General features: G+C 65.3%; 18 protein-coding genes. 5 read left to right on the forward strand and 13 right to left on the reverse strand.

The features are described from left to right. Nucleotides 1–65 precede the first annotated feature (65 nt). The 3 genes from rpsD (at nt 66) to ACZLZQ_RS13735 (ending at nt 2,625) form a co-directional block, all read left to right on the forward strand. Nucleotides 66–683 (forward strand): 30S ribosomal protein S4, encoded by a 618-nt coding sequence (rpsD, locus tag ACZLZQ_RS13725; RefSeq protein ID WP_472935036.1) that lies wholly within the window; start codon nt 66–68, stop codon nt 681–683. A 138-nt stretch (nt 684–821) separates the two neighbouring features. Further along, on the forward strand, nt 822–1,709 hold the full coding sequence (ttcA, locus tag ACZLZQ_RS13730) for a tRNA 2-thiocytidine(32) synthetase TtcA (RefSeq protein WP_472949822.1): 888 nt from the start codon (nt 822–824) through the stop codon (nt 1,707–1,709). 82 nt (nt 1,710–1,791) lie between these two features. Further along, nucleotides 1,792–2,625, forward strand: coding sequence for an inositol monophosphatase family protein (locus tag ACZLZQ_RS13735; RefSeq protein ID WP_472949823.1), 834 nt, complete (start codon nt 1,792–1,794; stop codon nt 2,623–2,625). Nucleotide 2,626: 1 nt separating this feature from the next. Here the strand turns inward: ACZLZQ_RS13735 and ACZLZQ_RS13740 are convergent, their stop codons facing one another. The 11 genes from ACZLZQ_RS13740 to purC all read right to left on the reverse strand — a co-directional run bounded on the left by ACZLZQ_RS13740 (nt 2,627) and on the right by purC (nt 10,521). Beyond that, nucleotides 2,627–3,907: a multidrug effflux MFS transporter gene (locus ACZLZQ_RS13740; RefSeq protein WP_472949824.1), complete on the reverse strand. Its 1,281-nt coding sequence runs from the start codon at nt 3,905–3,907 to the stop codon at nt 2,627–2,629. A gap of 204 nt (nt 3,908–4,111) precedes the next feature. After that, nucleotides 4,112–4,459: a Grx4 family monothiol glutaredoxin gene (gene grxD / locus ACZLZQ_RS13745; protein WP_472935040.1), complete on the reverse strand. Its 348-nt coding sequence runs from the start codon at nt 4,457–4,459 to the stop codon at nt 4,112–4,114. A gap of 12 nt (nt 4,460–4,471) precedes the next feature. After that, entirely contained in the window at nt 4,472–4,786 is a 315-nt protein-coding gene (locus ACZLZQ_RS13750) for a hypothetical protein (protein ID WP_472949826.1), read from the reverse strand. A gap of 12 nt (nt 4,787–4,798) precedes the next feature. Then, nucleotides 4,799–5,032: a BolA/IbaG family iron-sulfur metabolism protein gene (locus tag ACZLZQ_RS13755; protein WP_056501737.1), complete on the reverse strand. Its 234-nt coding sequence runs from the start codon at nt 5,030–5,032 to the stop codon at nt 4,799–4,801. A 101-nt stretch (nt 5,033–5,133) separates the two neighbouring features. Continuing rightward, nucleotides 5,134–7,356 (reverse strand): phosphoribosylformylglycinamidine synthase subunit PurL, encoded by a 2,223-nt coding sequence (purL, locus tag ACZLZQ_RS13760; RefSeq protein ID WP_472949827.1) that lies wholly within the window; start codon nt 7,354–7,356, stop codon nt 5,134–5,136. Nucleotides 7,357–7,438: 82 nt separating this feature from the next. After that, nucleotides 7,439–7,858, reverse strand: a complete 420-nt coding sequence (locus ACZLZQ_RS13765; protein ID WP_472949828.1) for a hypothetical protein — start codon at nt 7,856–7,858, stop codon at nt 7,439–7,441. Next, nucleotides 7,851–8,273, reverse strand: a complete 423-nt coding sequence (locus tag ACZLZQ_RS13770; RefSeq protein ID WP_472935044.1) for a hypothetical protein — start codon at nt 8,271–8,273, stop codon at nt 7,851–7,853. Before ACZLZQ_RS13770 ends, ACZLZQ_RS13765 begins: the two co-directional genes overlap by 8 nt. Then, a complete protein-coding gene (gene purQ, locus ACZLZQ_RS13775; RefSeq protein ID WP_472949829.1) occupies nt 8,270–8,950 on the reverse strand; it encodes a phosphoribosylformylglycinamidine synthase subunit PurQ in 681 nt (226 codons plus the stop codon). The genes ACZLZQ_RS13770 and purQ overlap by 4 nt, the downstream gene beginning before the upstream one ends. A 145-nt stretch (nt 8,951–9,095) precedes the next feature. After that, nucleotides 9,096–9,353, reverse strand: a complete 258-nt coding sequence (locus ACZLZQ_RS13780; protein ID WP_472949830.1) for a hypothetical protein — start codon at nt 9,351–9,353, stop codon at nt 9,096–9,098. A 20-nt stretch (nt 9,354–9,373) separates the two neighbouring features. After that, nucleotides 9,374–9,616 (reverse strand): phosphoribosylformylglycinamidine synthase subunit PurS, encoded by a 243-nt coding sequence (purS, locus tag ACZLZQ_RS13785; protein WP_472935047.1) that lies wholly within the window; start codon nt 9,614–9,616, stop codon nt 9,374–9,376. Between the two features lie 140 nt (nt 9,617–9,756). Continuing rightward, complete coding sequence (purC, locus tag ACZLZQ_RS13790) at nt 9,757–10,521, reverse strand: phosphoribosylaminoimidazolesuccinocarboxamide synthase (RefSeq protein ID WP_472935048.1); 765 nt, start codon at nt 10,519–10,521, stop codon at nt 9,757–9,759. 274 nt (nt 10,522–10,795) lie between these two features. Between purC and ACZLZQ_RS13795 the strand changes: the two genes are divergently transcribed. After that, on the forward strand, nt 10,796–11,113 hold the full coding sequence (locus ACZLZQ_RS13795; RefSeq protein ID WP_472949831.1) for a DUF1476 domain-containing protein: 318 nt from the start codon (nt 10,796–10,798) through the stop codon (nt 11,111–11,113). A gap of 78 nt (nt 11,114–11,191) precedes the next feature. Beyond that, nucleotides 11,192–11,980 carry an HpcH/HpaI aldolase family protein gene (locus ACZLZQ_RS13800; RefSeq protein ID WP_472949832.1) on the forward strand — a complete coding sequence of 263 codons (789 nt, stop codon included), beginning with the start codon at nt 11,192–11,194 and terminating at the stop codon, nt 11,978–11,980. A 4-nt stretch (nt 11,981–11,984) separates the two neighbouring features. Here ACZLZQ_RS13800 and ACZLZQ_RS13805 read toward each other — a convergent pair whose 3' ends face one another. Beyond that, on the reverse strand, nt 11,985–12,575 hold the full coding sequence (locus ACZLZQ_RS13805) for an RBBP9/YdeN family alpha/beta hydrolase (protein WP_472949833.1): 591 nt from the start codon (nt 12,573–12,575) through the stop codon (nt 11,985–11,987). A 57-nt stretch (nt 12,576–12,632) separates the two neighbouring features. Then, nucleotides 12,633–14,075 (reverse strand): cardiolipin synthase, encoded by a 1,443-nt coding sequence (cls, locus tag ACZLZQ_RS13810; RefSeq protein WP_472935052.1) that lies wholly within the window; start codon nt 14,073–14,075, stop codon nt 12,633–12,635. Nucleotides 14,076–14,245 lie beyond the last annotated feature (170 nt).

Raw genomic sequence — 14,245 nt, forward strand, 5'->3', positions numbered from 1 at the left:
GAGGAGGGCGCGTTTCCTCGCCCGGTCGGATGGTCCGCCCGGGTTTTTCGTTTGAAGGAAATGCGATGACAAAGCGCGCCGAATCCAAGTACAAAATCGATCGCCGCATGGGCGAGAACATCTGGGGACGCCCGAAGTCCCCGGTCAACCGTCGCCAGTACGGCCCGGGCCAGCATGGCCAGCGCCGCAAGGGCAAGGTCTCCGACTTCGGCGTGCAGCTGCGCGCCAAGCAGAAGCTCAAGGGCTATTACGGCGACGTCTCCGAGAAGCAGTTCCGCAAGACCTACGAGGAAGCCGCCCGCCGCAAGGGTGATACCTCGGAGAACCTGATCGGCCTGCTCGAGAGCCGTCTCGACGCCGTCGTCTACCGTTCGAAGTTCGTGGCGACCGTGTTCGCGGCCCGTCAGTTCGTCAACCACGGCCACATCAACGTCAACGGCGTGCGCACCAACATCGGTTCGTACCTCTGCAAGGCCGGCGACGTGATCGAGATCCGTCCGAAGTCGAAGCAGCTGGCGATCGTCCTCGAGGCGACGCAGCTCGCCGAGCGTGACGTTCCCGACTACATCGAGGCCGATCACCAGAAGATGGTCGCGACCTACCAGCGCGTCCCGGGCCTCGCCGACGTTCCCTACGCCGTGCAGATGGAACCGAACCTCGTCGTCGAATTCTACTCGCGTTAAGATTTTCGCCTCGGCGATTTCTGGAAAAGGCCGTCCCCCGGGGCGGCCTTTTTCGTTGGCGGGACGGCGGTCGAACCGCCCTGATTTTGTCTTTCACCCCGCCGTCCTGTAAGCCTCGGCCCACCAGAGGAGCCCGCTATGCTCGACGACTTTCAGCCTGAGACCATCGCAGCACCGGAGGAGGTGACCGGTGACGGCGCGCATCCGCTGCTGCGCGCGGCGCCCGATTCGGTCGGGTTCAAGAAGCTGCGCAAGCGGCTGCTGCGCGAAGTCAGGGAGACGATCGAGACCGCCGGCATGGTGCGGCCGGGCGCCCGCTGGCTGGTCGGCATCTCAGGCGGCAAGGATTCTTATGCGTTGCTGGCGCTGCTCTCCGACCTCAAATGGCGGGGTCTGCTGCCGGTCGACCTGCTCGCCTGCAACCTCGACCAGGGCCAGCCGAACTTCCCGAAGCACGTGCTGCCGGACTTCCTCACCGCGCACGGCATTCCGCACCGGATCGAGTACCGCGATACCTATTCGGTGGTGAAGGAGAAGGTGCCGGCGGGCGCGACCTATTGCGCGCTCTGCTCGCGTCTTCGGCGCGGCCATCTCTACCGCATCGCGCGGGAGGAGGGCTGCGAAGCGCTGGTGCTCGGACATCACCGCGAGGACTGCCTCGAGACCTTCTTCCTCAACCTCTTTCACGGCGGGCGGATGTCGGCGATGCCGGCAAAACTCCTGAACGACGAGGGCGACATCACCGTGCTGCGCCCGCTGATCCGTTCGGCCGAGGACGACATCGGCAAGTTCACCGCGGCGCTCGGCTTCCCGATCATCCCATGCGACCTCTGCGGCAGCCAGGACGGGCTGCAGCGCAACGCCACCAAGGCAATGCTGGCCGAAATGGAGCAGCGCTTCCCCGGCCGCAAGGACACGATCCTGCGGGCGCTGTCGAATGTCGCGCCGAGCCATCTGCTCGACCCCAAGCTCTTCGACTTCGCCGGTCTCGGCGATACCCGCCCGATGGCCGGCGCATCGGACTGACATCCGCAGCGGGTAGGATCTTCCCAGCGCGGGAGGCGATTCGCTTCCGCCCGAAACACGCTCCAGCAGCAGGATTGACGCCTTGAGCCCCATCGACATCGACCAGCTCGCCACCGTGCTCCGCAACGCAGCGAGTGCCGAGGTCATGCCACGCTTCCGCCGGCTCGGCAGCGGCGACATCCGGCAGAAGACCTCGGCCATCGACCTCGTCACCGAGGCGGACGAGGCCGCCGAGCGATTCATCGCGGCGGAATGCAAGCGGCTTTGGCCGCAGGCGAACTTCGTCGGCGAGGAAGGTGTCGCGGCGGACGAGGGTAAGCTGGCGAGCGTCGGAACAGCCGACCTCTCGATCGTCGTCGATCCCATCGACGGCACTGCCAATTTCGCCTCGGGCGCCCCGCTGTTCGCCGTCATGGCGGCCGTGGTTTCGAAGGGTGAGACTGTCGCGGGGATCATCTACGATCCGCTCGGCGACGATTTTGTCATGGCGGAGAAGGGGGCTGGGACCTTCCTCAAGCGCCCTGATGGCGAGGCGATCCGCCAGACCATAGCGGCGGCGGTTCCGGTGGCGGACATGGTCGGGATGGCGTCGGGTTCGTCGCTGCCGCTAGCGGAGCGCCGGGAGCTGCTCTCCCGGCTGGCCGAGGTAAAGGTCGTCGGCAACTTCCGCTGCGCCGGACATGAGTACCGGCTGGTCGGGACGGGACACCTGCACTTCGCGCTCTACCACAAGCTGATGCCGTGGGATCACCTCGCAGGAGCGCTGATCACCGAGGAGGCCGGCGGCCATGTCCGTCGGCTCGACGGCTCGCCTTACCAGCCGCAGCACGTGGATGGCGGCCTGCTCTGCGCCACCGATCCCGACAGCTGGCTGGCGTTGCGCGATACGGTCTATCCCGAGCTCGCGCACCGCTGAGCTATTCCGCCGGCGTCTGTCCGGCGGCTTCGCCGACCTGGCTGTGCGCCTCGCGCGGGCGATCGAACAGGCGCCCGCGCTCGGCGTAGAGGACGCAGGCGATCGAGCCGAGCGACAGGATGGTGAAACCGGCGTAGAGCGGCATCAGCGTGCCGTTGTAGCAATAGCCGATCAAGGCCCCGAGCAAGCCGCCGCCCAGCGTCTGCATGAAGCCGAGCACCGATGACGCGGTACCTGCGACGTGACCCAGCGGGTCAAGCGCGAGGGCGTTGAAGTTGCTGCCGATGAAGCCGAACATGCAGAATGTCAGCGTCATCATCGGCAGGAAGAGCCCGAAAGGCATGGCGCCGCCGAGGGCGGTGGAGAGAACCAGCTGGCCGATGCTGAGGACGGTGAAGATCACCAGGGCGCCGTGCGACAGGCGCCGCATGCCAAAACGCTCGACCAGCCGGGAATTGGTGAAAGACGCTAAGGCCATGAAGATGGCGACCATTGAAAAGTAGAGCGTGAACGATGGGCCGAGGTGGTAGATGCCGGTATAGACCTGCTCAGCCTGGTTGATGAAGCCGAAGAGCACGCCGAAGATCAGCGCCGTCGCCAACGTGTAGCCGAAGGACCGGCGGTTGGTGAGGACGATGCGGAAGGCCCCGGCGGTGCGCTGAAGGGTCAGCGGCAGGCGGTCCTCTGGATGCAGTGTCTCGGGCAGCCGGAAGGCCGTCCAGACAAGCACGATGGTGCCGAAGACACCGGTGACGAGAAAGATCTCCTGCCAGCTGCCGAAGTTCATGATGAGCTGGCCGATGTTCGGCGCAACGACCGGCACGGCCATGAACACCATCATCACCATCGACATCACGCTCGCCATGCGCGCGCCGCCGAAACAGTCGCGGACGATCGAGACCGCGATGACCCGCGTCGCCGCTGCACCGACACCCTGGAGCGCCCGCAAGGCGAGGAGTGCGCCGAAGCTTGGCGAGAAGATCGCGGTGAACGAGGCGAGGATGTAGACGGCGAGGCCGAAGAACAGCACCGGGCGGCGTCCGAACCGATCGGACAGGGTGCCGTAGACGATCTGCGCGGTGCCGAAGCCAATGACGTAGGCGGTGATCACGAACTGGCGCTGGTTGCCGGTCGCGACATCGAGCGCGCTGCCGATCTGCTGCAGCGCGGGGATGAAGATGTCGATCGCGGCGGCATTCAGCGCCATCATCGCGGCGACCATGGTGACGAGCTCCCAATAGGGAAGCCCCAGCGCAGCACTGCGGCTCGGCGCGTTCGGCATGTCAGATCCTTTCCGGCGGATGCAATTTAGATACCGCCGCTATGGATATTTGCAAGCTGATCTTAGTAACGGAGGGTGTCTGGCTGACCGCGGGTCACACGCGTCGACCCAACGAGCGCCGATGCCCCTCGATAAACCTGCCCAAAATGGCGAAAGCCCGCTCGGAGAGCGGGCTTTCCAGTCGAACGGGGTAGCTGTCTGAAATCAGGCCGTGGCGGGGGACGGCACCGTGGTCGAGACGCCCTTCTCGGCGAAGAAATCCTTCAGCTCGCCAGCCTGGAACATCTCGCGCAGGATGTCCGAGCCGCCGACGAACTCGCCTTTGACGTAGACCTGCGGGATGGTCGGCCACTGTCCGTAATCCTTGATGCCCTGGCGCAATTCGGCCGAGTCAAGAACGTTCACGCCCTTATAGGTGACGCCCATGTAGTCGAGGATCTGGACCACCTGTCCGGAGAAGCCGCACTGCGGGAAGGCGGGCGTGCCCTTCATGAAGACGACGATGTCGTTGGTCTTCACCTCGTTGTCGATCCAGTCGTTGATGCCGGTCATGTCAGGTCCTTTTTAATGGGATGACGGATCGTTGCGCGACGCCTGTTCCAGCGCCGTAAGACGATCGTCGATGTCGCCGATCCTGCTCGATGCGAACAAGCCGTCGGTCATTCGGTTCAGAATATTGTTTTCCATGATCGCCATGTCGAACTTGATCTCGCCGACATCGCGTTCGATCCGTTCAAGCCGCGTCTGCTGCCGCGACAGGATATCAACGATCTGGACAAAACGTGTGTCCAATTCGACGAGCCGCCTGTCGACGCGACGAAGCAGTTCCAGCGTGTGGCTTGCAACATTGTCGGGACGGGACTCGTCGGGGCCGCTCATACCCTCAACATATTACTTCGGCGCGCTGGTTTGAAGGGCGAGAGCGTGGAGGATTCCGCCCATGTTGCCTTGCAGCGCCTGGTAGACCATCTGGTGCTGCTGGACGCGCGACTTGCCGCGAAAGCTCTCGGCCACGACCTCCGCCGCGTAGTGATCGCCGTCGCCCGCGAGGTCGCGGATGGTGACCTCGGCATCGGGGATACCGTCCTTGATCATCTTTTCGATGTCATGGGCGTTCATCGCCATCAGGCGCTTCTCCTGTGCTGTGGCCGCCGGGCAGCCCTTGTCGGGGGAGGATAGGCGCTTCCCCCGGTGTGTTCAATCGAACGAGCGGCGCCTCTTTGCCCCTACTCGGCGGCTTCCGCCAGCGGCAGGCTGCCGGACATGTAGTCGGGGAACCACGTTTCGTGTGCGATGGTCAGGTCGGCGACGGGAACCTGAAGCCGGGCCTCGATCGTCAGCGCGTCGCCGCCGACAATGCCGAGCCGCTGCAAGGTGACGCCTGCCGTTGCCGCATCGTCCGCCAGGGTCACCGCCGCAGCGTCGGAGAGCGCGACCACGTAGCGCGCCTGGTCCTCACCAAACAGCAGCGCATGTCCTGCACCGGCACCGAGGTCGATGGTCGCGCCGAGGTTGGCCGCGATGCACATTTCCGCCAGCGTCACCGCGAGACCGCCATCCGACACGTCGTGGCAAGCGACGACGCGGCCGTTGCGGATGAGGCCGCGAACGAAGTCGCCATTGCGCTTCTCCTCGGCAAGGTCGACCGGCGGCGGCGCGCCGTCCTCGCGGCCCTCGATCTCGCGGAGGTAGATCGAGGCGCCGAGATGCGCGCCGGGAACGCCGACGAGGAACAGCGTGTCGCCCTCGACCATGCCGCCGACGCGGGCGGTCTTCGAGCGGTCGTCGATCAGGCCGACGCCGCCGATGGTCGGGGTCGGCAGGATGCCCTGGCCTTGCGTCTCGTTGTAGAGCGAGACGTTGCCGGAGACGATCGGGAAGCCCAGCGCCTCGCAGGCGGCGCCGATGCCCTGGATGGCGCGCACCAGCTGGCCCATGATCTCGGGCTTCTCCGGATTGCCGAAGTTGAGGTTGTCGGTGGCAGCCAGCGGCTCGGCGCCGACGGCGGTGAGGTTGCGCCAGCATTCGGCGACCGCCTGCATGCCGCCCTGGAAGGGGTCGGCCTCGCAATAGCGCGGCGTCACGTCGCTGGTGAAGGCGAGCGCCTTGGTGGCGTGGCCGTCGACGCGCACGACGCCAGCGTCGCCGCCGGGGCGCTGCAGGGAGTTGCCCTGGATCAGCGTGTCGTACTGCTCGAACACCCAGCGCCGTGAAGCGATGTCCGGCGAGCCCATCAGCTTCAGGAGGATCGCGTCATAGCGTTCGTGCTCGGCGAGGTCGGCCGCATGCACCGTCTTCGGCGGAACCGGCTCGATCCACGGGCGATCATATTCCGGCGCCTCGTCGCCGAGCTCGCGGATCGGCAGGTTCGCGACCTCCTGCCCCTGGAACAGGACGCGGAAACGCAAATCGTCCGTGGTGATGCCGACGACGGCGAAGTCGAGGCCCCATTTGACGAAGATCGCCTCGGCGACCGCTTGCTTGGACGGCTCCAGCACCATGAGCATGCGCTCCTGGCTCTCCGACAGCATCATCTCGTACGGCGTCATGTGCGTCTCGCGCACCGGGACTTTATTGAGGTCGAGCTCGATGCCGAGGCCGCCCTTGGCGCCCATCTCGACCGCCGAGCAGGTGAGGCCGGCGGCGCCCATGTCCTGGATGGCGATGACCGCGCCGGTCTTCATCAGCTCGAGGCAGGCCTCCAGCAGGCACTTCTCGGTGAAGGGGTCGCCGACCTGCACGGTCGGGCGCTTCTCCTCGATGTCCGCGTCGAACTCGGCCGAGGCCATGGTGGCGCCGCCGACGCCGTCGCGGCCGGTCTTGGCGCCGAGGTAGACGACGGGAAGGCCCACGCCCTTGGCTTCCGACAGGAAGATCGCGTCGGTCTTCGCTAGGCCCGCGGCGAACGCGTTGACCAGGCAGTTGCCGTTGTAGCGAGGGTGGAAGTTGACCTCGCCGCCGACGGTCGGCACGCCGAAGGCATTGCCGTAGCCGCCGATGCCGGCGACGACGCCGGCGACAAGATGGCGGGTCTTCGGATGGTCGGGCGCGCCGAAGCGCAGCGCGTTCATCGCAGCGATCGGCCGGGCGCCCATGGTGAAGACGTCGCGCAGGATGCCGCCGATACCCGTCGCCGCGCCCTGATAGGGCTCGATATAGGACGGGTGGTTGTGGCTCTCCATCTTGAAGACGACGCAGTCGCCATCGCCGATATCGACGACGCCGGCGTTCTCGCCGGGGCCCTGGATGACCCGAACGCCCTTGGTCGGCAAGGTTTTCAGCCAGCGCTTGGAGGACTTGTAGGAGCAGTGCTCGTTCCACATCGCCGAGAAGATGCCGAGCTCAGTGATCAGCGGCACGCGGCCGATGAGATCGAGGATGCGCTGGTACTCGTCCGGCTTCAGCCCGTGCGCGGCGACGATCTCGGGCGTGATGGTGATCTCGGTCATGGCAGTCTCCGTGCGCCGGGGCGTCAGGGGTGTTGGACGGGATGACCCGCCCGTTTCAGCTCGGGTGGCGCCAGCCGGCGCGTCAGACCCGCGTCCAATCGGCAACGCCGCGGCAGACGGCGGTATCAGCCGCCGACCGCAGGATCGAAGCATCGTCCTCGGCCTGCGAGATCGCGGCGGCAAAGACACGGCGCTGGAAGACAAGCAGCGCGTACTGCCTGTTGGCGCGAAGGCAGAGGGCGTAACCCTCGCGCGGATCAGCCGAGACGAAGCGCGTGCTGCGCTCGCCGTCACGGCGCTTGAAGACGATCCGGGCGGTATCCCTAGCATAGGCCGCCTCGGTCGGCGTCGGCCGCAGATCCTCCGACGCTTCGGCGACCTCGAGCGGCTCGATCGAGAAGGTCCTGACGTCGGCGGTGGCGTATACGCAGCCGGATAGCGCTGCGGAGAGGGCCAGCGCCGCGGCGACCGCCGGACGGCGGCGCAGGGCGCCACTACGCATCGCAGGCGCGCCCGCCCGCATTCCAGCGGCGAATGTCAGCGTCGACACGGCCAGCAATGCCGGTGCCCATCAGCGGGCCATAGGTCGAGAGCGCCCGCGAGCCGGGTTGCGCCTCGACGACGAGCAGCGGCTTGGCTTCGGGGCGGCCCTTGGGCACCAGGAGGAAGCGCGGCTTGCCGGAGAAGGAGGAGAGCTCGGGCGCGAGACTGTAGCGCGCGAAGGCCGGATCGTTCGACTTGAACCAGCAGCGGTTGGCCGCGAGCGTCACGCGCTCCATGCGGTCGAGACCCGACTCGGCCTTCGCCGCCGGCTGAGTGGTTCTCACCGGCGGGGCCGGGGTGCTGCAGGCGGACAGGGCGACGATGCCGGTGGCAAAGCCCATGACGAGGAGATTTCGGAACAGCTTCACGCTCATGCGGCAAGGCCCCGCACGAGGCCGAGGGCGCTCTCGAAGATGCCGCGGCCATCGGTGCCGCCGTGCTCGGGCTCGATCAGGTTTTCGGGATGCGGCATCAGGCCGAGCACGTTGCCGGCTTCGTTGACGATACCGGCGATGTCGCGCGTCGCGCCGTTCGGGTTCGTGCCCTCGGCATAGCGGAAGACGACGCGGTCCTCGCCATGCAGCCGGTCGAGGGTTTCGTCATCGGCGAAATAGTTGCCGTCGTGGTGGGCGACGGGGCAGCGGATGATCTGGCCGGGGGTGTAGGCGGTGGTGAAGCGGGTCGCGGCGTTGACGACCTCGAGCTTCACCTCGCGGCAGACGAAGCGCAGCGTCGTATTGCGCATCAGCGCGCCCGGGAGGAGGCCAGCCTCGCAGAGGATCTGGAAGCCGTTGCAGACGCCGAGCACCGAGACGCCCTGGGCCGCCTTGTCGGCGACGGCGCGCATCACCGGCGATCGCGCGGCGATGGCGCCGCAGCGCAGATAGTCGCCGAAGGAGAAGCCGCCGGGCACGACGATCAGGTCTACGTCGGGAACCTCGGTGTCGGTCTGCCAGACGGTCAGCGGCGGCGTGCCGGTGATCGTCGTCAGCGCGGCGATCATGTCGCGGTCGCGGTTTAGGCCGGGGAGAAGGACGACGGCAGTTTTCATGGGCGACGGCAACCATTGGAGAGCATGGCCGGGCCGGCATGGTCCGGAAGGAGAGTTTGGACGGGCCGTAAGAGCCCGGAAATGGAAACAGCGGCATCACCCTCGTCGAGGACGGTGCCGCTGGGCAGGAGGCCGAGCGCGGTGCTCACAGGTGCGGGTCGTATGACCTCGATGGCTCGGCCAACTCGCGCAGGTCGATACGGCGATCGATCCGGTCCAGCCGCGTCTCGTAGCGTGCCAGAACGCCGTAAATGTTATGAACGTCGTTGTTGACGGAGGCGATATGGCCGCGGATCGAATTGATCTCAGGTTTCAGGCCAACGACGTCGAGCCTCAGCCCGCCAATGTCCTCATGCATGCGCTTCATCAGCTCGAACATCAGTTCATTCGTGACATCGGCCATGGCACCCTCCGGCACAACCTTTACGCGATCTCCACAGTATAATTCTCGATAACGGTATTGGCCAGAAGCTTGGCGCACATGTCCTTTAGCTGAGCCTCCGCGGCGGCGCGGTCGTCGCCGTCGAGCACGACGTCGAAGACTTTGCCCTGGCGGACGGCACCAACGCCGCCGAAGCCGAGGCTGCCGAGAGCGCCCTCGATGGCCTTGCCTTGCGGGTCGAGGACGCCGTTCTTGAGGGTAACGACGATACGCGCCTTGATCACTGTGCCTGCCTGTTCGTTGAGGATTCGATCAATGTATCAGCCTGTCCGCGACGGACTTGCCTACTGGATCAGCCTGTCGCGGGAATAGACGAGTTTGAGTGCCGATGCCGGCTGCGGCGCGGCCTTGCCGCGCCGCCGTCTTACTTTACCAGCACCGGCCCGGAGGGGCGGGGCGGCTCGTTCTCGTTCATGATGCCGAGACGACGGGCGACTTCCTGATAGGCCTCGACCAGGCCGCCCATGTCGCGGCGGAACCGGTCCTTGTCCATCTTCTCGTTGGTCTGCACGTCCCAGAGGCGGCAGCTGTCCGGCGAGATCTCGTCGGCGACGATGATGCGCATCATGTCGCCCTCATAGAGGCGGCCGGTCTCGATCTTGAAGTCGACGAGCTGGATGCCGACGCCGAGGAAAAGGCCGGAGAGGAAGTCGTTGACGCGGATGGCGAGCGCCATGATGTCGTCGATTTCCTGCGGGCTTGCCCAGCCGAAAGCGGTGATGTGCTCTTCCGAGACCATCGGATCGTCGAGCGCGTCGGCCTTGTAGTAGAACTCGATGATCGAGCGCGGCAGCACGGTGCCCTCCTCGATGCCGAGGCGCTTGGCGAGCGAGCCCGCCGCGATGTTGCGCACCACGACCTCGAGCGGAATGATCTCGACTTCCTTGATCAGCTGCTCGCGCATGTTGAGCCGCTTAATGAAGTGCGTCGGAATGCCCATCTTGTTCAGATGGGTGAAAATGTACTCCGAGATCCGGTTGTTGAGGACACCCTTGCCGTCGACAATCTCGTGCTTCTTGGCATTGAAGGCGGTCGCATCGTCCTTAAAGAACTGCACGAGCGTGCCTGGCTCCGGGCCTTCGTAAAGGATCTTGCCCTTGCCTTCGTAGATACGGCGGCGACGTGTCATAGGGGTGCTCTATCGTGCATGAGGGTGCGTCCTCGGGAAGCGACGCGAAGCGTGACGTTTGAGCGCGTGAATAGACCAAAGTGGGGGTCCAGACAATGGCGGCCCGTGTCAAGGGGATTATCCCCTCGACAATTGGTGAACCAGATGTCCGAAACAAGATGCGGCACGGCCCGATTCAAGGCCGTTCCGGCTTCAAATATCCTCGGCAACCGCCTATGTCAGAGATGGCCATCGTCCAAGCGGGCGTTGCAATTGCTTGTGGAGGAAGAAGTCGATGTCGATGACAGGCCGCGAAACGGACTTCGAGGGGCGCTACGCCCATGATCAAGAGCTGCGGTTTCGAATCGAAGCGCGGCGCAATCGTCTGTTGGGCCTCTGGGCGGCCGAGAAGCTCGGCAAATCGGAAGACGAAGCCAAGCTGTATGCGCAGGAAGTCGTAAAGTCCGACTTCGAGAAGCCGGGCGACGACGATGTGTACGAGAAGATCCGCCGGGATTTCGATGCGGCCGGGATCGACCAGTCGGAACACCGCATTCGCCGTACCATGGCGGAACTGCTGATCGAGGCGGAGAAGCAGGTCCGCGCGGAGTAACCTGCTCCACCGACCAGCTGCCAGTATCCGCCGGTAGGCACTTTCCCGCGTTCCGTCACCGCGAAAGCATCCGATAGCATGGCTCTTCCCGCACTTCGCAAGGCTTTGGAAGGAGACAGCTTCGTCCTCTCTTCCTGGTCGTCGCTAACCGATCCCATGGTGCATGAAGCTCTGCTGCGGGCGCCCTTCGATGCGATCTGCCTCGACATGCAACATGGGCTGCATGACGTGGCGAGCATGGCGGCGGCGATCGGGCGGGCGGGCATGATCGGCAAGCCATCGCTGGTGCGCCTGCCGATCGAGGACCGAGCCAACGCGGCGCGGGCGCTCGATTTTGGCGCTTCCGCCGTCATCATGCCGATGATCGAGAGCGTTTCTGACGCGCAAGGCTTTGTCGACGCCGTGAAATACGCGCCGCTCGGCAGCAGGTCTTTCGGGCCGACGCGGGCGGTGGAACTCCATGGTTACGCGAAGGCCGCGGGCTACGGCGACCGGACGGCCTATACGTCCGAAGCCAATCGCGAGACGCTGGCCTTTGCGATGATCGAAACGGCGGCGGCGATGGACAATCTCGAAGCCATCCTGGCGCTTCAAGGATTGGACGGCGTGTTCGTCGGTCCGTCCGACCTTTCGATTGCCCTATCGGAAACCGGCACCTGGGATCCGAACGGACCGGTCGCCGAGGCCGCGATCCAGAAGGTCGCCGTCGCCGCCAAAGCTGCCGGCAAGTTTGCCGGCATTTATTGCGCCAGCGCCGAAGACGCCCGCCGCTACCGCGGCTATGGCTACTGCCTCGCCACGATTTCCAACGACATCAATCTGCTGAAGGCCGCGGCCGAGGCGCTGGTCGCCGCGGTCAGAGCCTGAGCCCTCAATCCTCGCCGGGGATCGCCGGCATGGGTGTGGGCTCGAGCGGCAGCTTCGAGATGAACTTGCCGAAGGTCAGCAAGCCCTCCGGCCAGGGCCCATGTCCGCTGTCCTGATTGAGGTGGCCGGACTCGCCGGCGTCGACGAACATCGAACCCCAGGCATCCGCAATATCCTCCGCCGCCGCGACGGACGAAAAGGGATCGTTGCGGCTTGCCACCAGGATCGAGGGGAACGGCAACGGATCGCGGGGGTAGGGGCCGAAGGTCATCAGATGCTTCGGGCGCAGACCGGGATTGGTAACCTCCGGCGGTGCCACGAAGAAGGCGCCTGCGACACGGTGCTGGAATTTCGGAATGGCCAGAACTGCGGCCGCAACGCCGAGCGAATGGGCGACCAGCACCACCGGCCGGGTGCTTTCGTTGACCGCCGCTGCGACGGCCTCGACCCATTCTTCGCGCACCGGCTTCGTCCATTCGCGCTGGTGAACGCGGCGCGCCGTGGACAGGCGGCCTTCCCAGCGGGTCTGCCAATGTTCCGCCGACGAGCCGCGGTAGCCGGGGATGACGAGGATTTCAGCTTCTGAAACACGCATGGGCCGGACATGCGAGCGTCGGCGGCGGAAGTCAAGCCGAGGCCCGCCGCCGGCGGTCTAGAGCAGGGGGCTGATCAGCCGTGTCGCATTCTCGAAGAGCTGGGTGAAGAAGCCGCGCTCGTTCCATTCCGCCTCAATCAGCCGGCGACTCTTGGCCCGATAGTCGTTCTCGATCTTGCGCAACTGCCGCACGACCCCGGCATCATAGGCGATCAGTGTCACCTCCGAATTCAGCTCGAAGGAGCGACGGTCCATGTTGGCCGAGCCGATGATCGCGATGTCGTCGTCGATCGACAGGTGCTTGGCGTGCAGGAAGCGCTCCCGGTAGAGCATGACCTCGACGCCCGACTGTAGCAGCTCGTCATAGTAGGAGCGCTGGGCGTGATCGATGAGGAAGCTGTTGGTGGTTGCGGTTACGAACAGGGTCACGGCGACGCCCTTCTCCACCGCGGTGCGCAGCGCAAGCGACAGCGGCTCGTTCGGGATGAAGTAGGGCGTCGTCAGCACCACCTTCTCGCGGGCGCCGTGGATGAGATCGGTGAACAGCGAATCGACCCGGCTCAGCGGGTGGTCGGGGCCGCTCGGCATCACCTGGGCGGTCACGCCGCCCTCGGTGCGCTCCGGTGTCGGCATCAGCTCGGGCGTCGAGATGTCCTCGTCGGTCTCGAGGAACCAGTCGCCGATGAAGATCGCCTGCAGTTCCAGAACCACCGGCCCTTTCACCCGCGCCATCACCTCGCGGTAGAAGGTGTTCGGTTCGTATTCGATCTGGTGCATGTTCTGCGAGCCGACCCAGCCGATCTTGCCGTCGACGACGACGATCTTGCGGTGGTTGCGAAGGTCTGCACGGGTCGCGCGGTTCCAGAAGCGCAGCGGCAGGATCAGCCGGATCTCGACGCCCGTCCCTTCGAGCCGGCGGGCAATGGCATTGCGATCGGTGGAGGAGCCGACGGCGTCGATCAGCAGCCGGCATTTGACGCCGCGCTTGGCCGCGCGCTCCAGCGCGCTCAGAACCTTGTTGCCGGCCTCGTCATCCTGGAGGATGTAGAACATGGCATGCGCATGGTTCTGTGCCGCATCGATATCGCCGGTGATGCGGTCGACGACGCGGTTGTAGTTGGGGTCGAGATCGATGCTGTTGCCGGAGACGCAAGGCATCTGGCCAATGTTGCGCACCAGATTCGCGGCCGTTCGGCTGCGCGGCTCCAGCGCCATTGCCGCGTCGCTGGCGCTGCCGGGAATGTCGCCCACGGCCTTTAGCACGACGGAAGGAACGCTCTTGATGCGCTCGCGCCGCCATTTCGGATGGCGGGCATTGCCGATGAAGAAATAGACCAGGAGGGCGGCGAAAGGCTGGAAGAAGAACAGCAGCAGCCATCCCTGGGCCGCCGCCGGCGATCGCCGGAAGGGGATCACCACCAAGGCGCCGACGATGATTGACCAATTCAGAAGGGTGATGACGATCGACCAGATCGACCACGCGGAAAAATCGAAGTTCATCGCAGCGTCACGTCTTCCAATCCCCCGCGGTCCGGCGCGGGTTCGATATCCCCCGGCGTGCATGGCACGAAACCGGCTGTCTTGTCCGCTGAGAATGGTGAGATCTGCGGCTTTGGCGCGGCAACGCCGCCAAGGTGCTGAACTTCCGGCCCGCCCGCCGCATTTATCCC

Source organism: Mesocryomonas lacus (assembly GCF_055730105.2).

Excerpts from the sequence above, each read along its gene's own strand:
- purL (WP_472949827.1), bottom strand. The coding sequence starts at position 7,356 with ATGACCGAGATCACCATCACGCCCGAGATCGTCGCCGCGCACGGGCTG.
- cls (WP_472935052.1), bottom strand. The coding sequence starts at position 14,075 with ATGAACTTCGATTTTTCCGCGTGGTCGATCTGGTCGATCGTCATCACC.
- ACZLZQ_RS13755 (WP_056501737.1), bottom strand. The coding sequence starts at position 5,032 with ATGGCGATGAACGCCCATGACATCGAAAAGATGATCAAGGACGGTATC.
- purC (WP_472935048.1), bottom strand. The coding sequence starts at position 10,521 with ATGACACGTCGCCGCCGTATCTACGAAGGCAAGGGCAAGATCCTTTAC.
- ACZLZQ_RS13770 (WP_472935044.1), bottom strand. The coding sequence starts at position 8,273 with ATGAGCGTGAAGCTGTTCCGAAATCTCCTCGTCATGGGCTTTGCCACC.
- ttcA (WP_472949822.1), top strand. The coding sequence starts at position 822 with ATGCTCGACGACTTTCAGCCTGAGACCATCGCAGCACCGGAGGAGGTG.
- ACZLZQ_RS13805 (WP_472949833.1), bottom strand. The coding sequence starts at position 12,575 with ATGCGTGTTTCAGAAGCTGAAATCCTCGTCATCCCCGGCTACCGCGGC.
- grxD (WP_472935040.1), bottom strand. The coding sequence starts at position 4,459 with ATGACCGGCATCAACGACTGGATCGACAACGAGGTGAAGACCAACGAC.
- ACZLZQ_RS13765 (WP_472949828.1), bottom strand. The coding sequence starts at position 7,858 with ATGCGTAGTGGCGCCCTGCGCCGCCGTCCGGCGGTCGCCGCGGCGCTG.
- ACZLZQ_RS13750 (WP_472949826.1), bottom strand. The coding sequence starts at position 4,786 with ATGAGCGGCCCCGACGAGTCCCGTCCCGACAATGTTGCAAGCCACACG.
- ACZLZQ_RS13795 (WP_472949831.1), top strand. The coding sequence starts at position 10,796 with ATGTCGATGACAGGCCGCGAAACGGACTTCGAGGGGCGCTACGCCCAT.
- ACZLZQ_RS13800 (WP_472949832.1), top strand. The coding sequence starts at position 11,192 with ATGGCTCTTCCCGCACTTCGCAAGGCTTTGGAAGGAGACAGCTTCGTC.
- ACZLZQ_RS13740 (WP_472949824.1), bottom strand. The coding sequence starts at position 3,907 with ATGCCGAACGCGCCGAGCCGCAGTGCTGCGCTGGGGCTTCCCTATTGG.
- ACZLZQ_RS13780 (WP_472949830.1), bottom strand. The coding sequence starts at position 9,353 with ATGGCCGATGTCACGAATGAACTGATGTTCGAGCTGATGAAGCGCATG.
- purQ (WP_472949829.1), bottom strand. The coding sequence starts at position 8,950 with ATGAAAACTGCCGTCGTCCTTCTCCCCGGCCTAAACCGCGACCGCGAC.
- rpsD (WP_472935036.1), top strand. The coding sequence starts at position 66 with ATGACAAAGCGCGCCGAATCCAAGTACAAAATCGATCGCCGCATGGGC.